The 3571-nt window shown below is 65.7% G+C and carries 4 protein-coding genes; 3 read left to right on the top strand and 1 reads right to left on the bottom strand.

The window, feature by feature from the left end; all coding sequences use genetic code 11:
* Positions 1-681: cation diffusion facilitator family transporter (locus MOV75_RS31100; RefSeq protein ID WP_247007232.1), on the top strand; the 681-nt coding region annotated here is incomplete at its 5' end.
* A gap of 123 nt (positions 682-804) precedes the next feature.
* Here MOV75_RS31100 and MOV75_RS31105 read toward each other — a convergent pair.
* Positions 805-1665: a class I SAM-dependent methyltransferase gene (locus MOV75_RS31105; RefSeq protein WP_246931336.1), complete on the bottom strand. Its 861-nt coding sequence runs from the start codon at positions 1663-1665 to the stop codon at positions 805-807.
* 276 nt (positions 1666-1941) lie between these two features.
* On the opposite strand from MOV75_RS31105, the gene MOV75_RS31110 reads away from it, so the two are divergent.
* Positions 1942-2304, top strand: a complete 363-nt coding sequence (locus MOV75_RS31110; protein WP_246931337.1) for a hypothetical protein — start codon at positions 1942-1944, stop codon at positions 2302-2304.
* A gap of 257 nt (positions 2305-2561) precedes the next feature.
* Positions 2562-3571: caspase family protein (locus MOV75_RS31115; RefSeq protein WP_247007233.1), on the top strand; the 1010-nt coding region annotated here is incomplete at its 3' end.

A 3571-nucleotide genomic window follows, 5' to 3' on the forward strand; every position in this document is an offset into this window, starting at 1 on the left:
CGCTTCACCTACGGCTTTCGCGCCTCCACCATCCTGGCGGCGCTGGCCAACGCGGTGTTCCTGCTGGTCGCAACCGGCGCGATCGGCTGGGAGGCGATTTTGCGCCTGCGCGAGCCGGAGCCGGTCGCAGGCGTCACTGTGATGGTGGTCGCCGGCATCGGCATTCTCATCAACGGTTTCACGGCCATGCTGTTTGCAAGCGGGCGCAAGGACGACATCAACATCGAAGGCGCGTACTTGCACATGGCGGCCGACGCCGCGGTCTCGCTCGGCGTCGTGGTCTCGGCGGCGCTGATCATCTGGACCGGCTGGCTCTGGCTCGACCCCGTCACCAGCCTCGTGATCTGCGCCACCATCCTGTGGAGCACGACAAGCCTCTTGCGCGGCTCGATCGACATGTCGATGGCGGCCGCGCCGAAGGGCACCGACCTTGCAGCGATCAGGGCGTTTTTGCTCGCGCGGCCCGGCGTCTCGGCGATCCACGATCTCCACGTCTGGCCGATCTCGACCACCGAGACCGCCCTGACCTGCCACCTCGTCATGCCCACCGGCACCGGCGATGCCTTCCTGATGGAGACCGCGCAGCTGCTGAAGGCCTCGTTCCGCATCGGCCACACCACGCTTCAGGTCGAGACCCATCCGGACAATGGCTGCGCGCTGGCGCCGGACGATGTGGTGTGAGGGGCTACAATGCCCTACGTCGTCATTGCGAGGAGCGAAGCGACGAAGCAATCCAGACTGTCCCCGCGGAGGGATTCTGGATTGCTTCGCTTCGCTCGCAATGACGGTGGAGAGAGCTGCGCCCTACCCCACCTTCGCCGTGACAATCCAGATCGCGCCTTGCAACGCGACCGACTGCCCCTTCAGGAACGGCGTGAGCATCTCGCGGATGGAGGCTTTTGCTGCATCATACGTCTCCGGCGGATGGCCCTGCAGCGCGCGGCTGGCCGGGCCGATCTGCAACGCGCCGTCCACGGCCGCATCGAGGCCGCCGCCGATCGCGACATCCATCGCCAGATTGTGCGGCTCCATCGCCACGTCGACGAAGCCTGCTCCCTTCAGGATGCGCATCACGCGCTCTTCCGAGGCGAACGCGAACGGGCCCGGCTCCTCCGGCCCGACCGGCGGCATTTTCGGCACGTGTTTGTAGACCGCCATCAGCGGCGCCATCATCCAGGGGTTTTCCTTCGGCTCGCGCCAGCAGCCGAAGGCGAGCCGCCCGGTCGGCTTCAGCGCGCGGCGGAGGTTGGTGAAGGACGCAATGGGATCGGCAAAGAACATCACGCCGAAGCGCGAGGTCAGCAGGTCAAAGCTGGCCGGCTCGAACGGATGCACCGTCGCATCCGCCAGCACGAAATCGAGCGGCAGGCCTTTTGGCGCAGACGCGCGCGCCTGTGACAGCATCGGCTCGGACACGTCGAGACCGAGCGCAAAACCGTTCGGGGACACCGCCTTCGCGAACGCGAACGTCGTCGCCCCGGAGCCGCAACCGACATCGAGGACGCGCTCGCCCGGCTTCGGCTTGGCGCGGTCGATCAGCGCGTCGGCAATGGGGCCGAGCAGGCTCTCCTGCGCCGCATGGCGATCAGCCCAGCGCTGCCCGCTCGGGCCGTTCCAATAGGCGATCTGGTCGGCGTTCTCGGCGTGTCCGCTTGGTTGTTGCATGATGTCCCCGGTCATTCCCATTCGCGATGCCCGTCCCGTCGCGGTTCGACAACAGCATACCGGCGATATCACGTCGGGATGTCCGGCGCACCCTTTCCCGGAACCCAGGCGGGCTGAGCGCCGCTCTCCTTCGCGACGCTGGGACGTCACCGACCCGACACAGCCGGTCTCATCCGTGCGCATTGCGGCCGCATTGGTTTCACCGAACGGCCACACCGGAATCAGATGCCAACCAGATTTCCTCGATAGGGTCGCCGCTCCTCAAACTGGAAAGGCATGACCATGCGCAGCTTCACGGCATCCGTCATCGTTGCAGCTCTCTCCCTCGGAACACCTGCTCTGGTGCAGGCACAGGGAGCATCGTCGCAACCCGGCGCGGAACAGCCCTCCACGCAGTCCCGCACGGAGATCCGGAGCATACAGGTCGTGGACGTCAAGGAATTGCAGCCGGCGGTGCGCGCGAAAGTCGATGAGCTCGTGGCGCACACAACCGATCAAGACATCCAGTCGCTTCGGCAGTCCATCGACGCCACGCCGCAGGCAGCCTCCGTGCTCAAGGCCAAGGGCTTGAGTTCGTCCCAAGTCGTCGCGATCAACATCGCCGACGGTGTCCTGACGATGTTCACCAAGACAGCCTGAGATCAGACGGGTTTTAAGGCGCATCACGGCAGCGGCGAGCACGATCGCCGCCTCCTCGGCCGGACAACGAGATCCGCGGTACGAAGAGAATTGCCCTGCAGCGGGTCCGCTGCAGGGCTGCTCTACTCGAACCGGACGTCCTCAGGAACGAGGCCTGGCGATAAACGCTAATCCAACTTTGTGACGGCCGTCACAGATCGACGCCTTGCCTTTAGAGAGACTCTGGCTAGTCTGATTGCAGGCGATCCGGGGGCAGCATGGCCGTTCTACGGCTCACCATTCTTTTCTTCCTGGCGTGTTGGCTCGGTCTTGGCGACGCGAGGGCCGAGAAGCGCGTCGCGCTGGTGATCGGCAATTCCGCCTACAAGAGTGCAACCAGACTGACCAACCCGGTGAATGATGCGAGCCTCGTCGGCGGCATGTTCAGGAAGGCCGGGTTCGATAGCGTCGACGTCAAGCTGGACCTCAATGCCGCCGAGATGCGCCGGGCGCTCCGCGACTTCGGCGGCAGGACGCGCGAAGCCGATGTGGCCGTGGTCTACTATGCCGGTCACGGCATCGAGCTGGACGGCACCAACTATTTGATCCCCACCGATGCCACGCTCGAGACCGACAGCGATGTGCTCGACGAGACGCTACCGCTGGAACGCGCCCTGTTCGCCGTCGAGCCGGCCAAGCAGCTCCGCCTTGTGATCCTGGATGCCTGCCGCGACAATCCGTTCTCCAAAACCATGAAGCGGACGATTGCCGCGCGCGCCATCGGGCGTGGCCTCGCCAAGGTCGAGCCGACCAGCCCGAACACCATGATCGCCTTTGCGGCCAAGGCCGGCTCGACCGCCTCGGACGGCGATTCCAGGAACAGCCCGTTTGCCGCTGCGCTGGTCGAACGGCTCCCCACCCCCGGGCTCGACCTGCGCAAGGCGTTCGGCTTCGTCCGCGACGATGTCCTCAAGAACACCGGCTACAAGCAGGAGCCTTATGTCTACGGCTCGCTCGGCGGCGATGACGTCGCGCTGATCCCGGCCAAGCCTGTTGCCGCAGGACCGCAAGCGAGCCCACAGGACGCAATCCGCCGGGATTACGAGCTGGCGCTGCAGGCGGGCAATCGGGACGCATGGGAAGCCTTCCTTCAGGCCTATCCCGACGGGTTCTATGCCGGCCTCGCCCGTGCGCAACTGAAGAACGTCGCGGCCGAAGAGGCGCGCGCAGCCGCAGCCGAGAAGGCACGTCACGCTGAAGACGCCAGGGCCCGGCTCGCCGCCGAGCG

The organism is Bradyrhizobium sp. PRIMUS42 (genome assembly GCF_023006515.1).
Classification (GTDB): Bacteria; Pseudomonadota; Alphaproteobacteria; order Rhizobiales; family Xanthobacteraceae; genus Bradyrhizobium.

Excerpts from the sequence above, each read along its gene's own strand:
- MOV75_RS31110 (WP_246931337.1), top strand. The coding sequence starts at position 1,942 with ATGACCATGCGCAGCTTCACGGCATCCGTCATCGTTGCAGCTCTCTCC.
- MOV75_RS31105 (WP_246931336.1), bottom strand. The coding sequence starts at position 1,665 with ATGCAACAACCAAGCGGACACGCCGAGAACGCCGACCAGATCGCCTAT.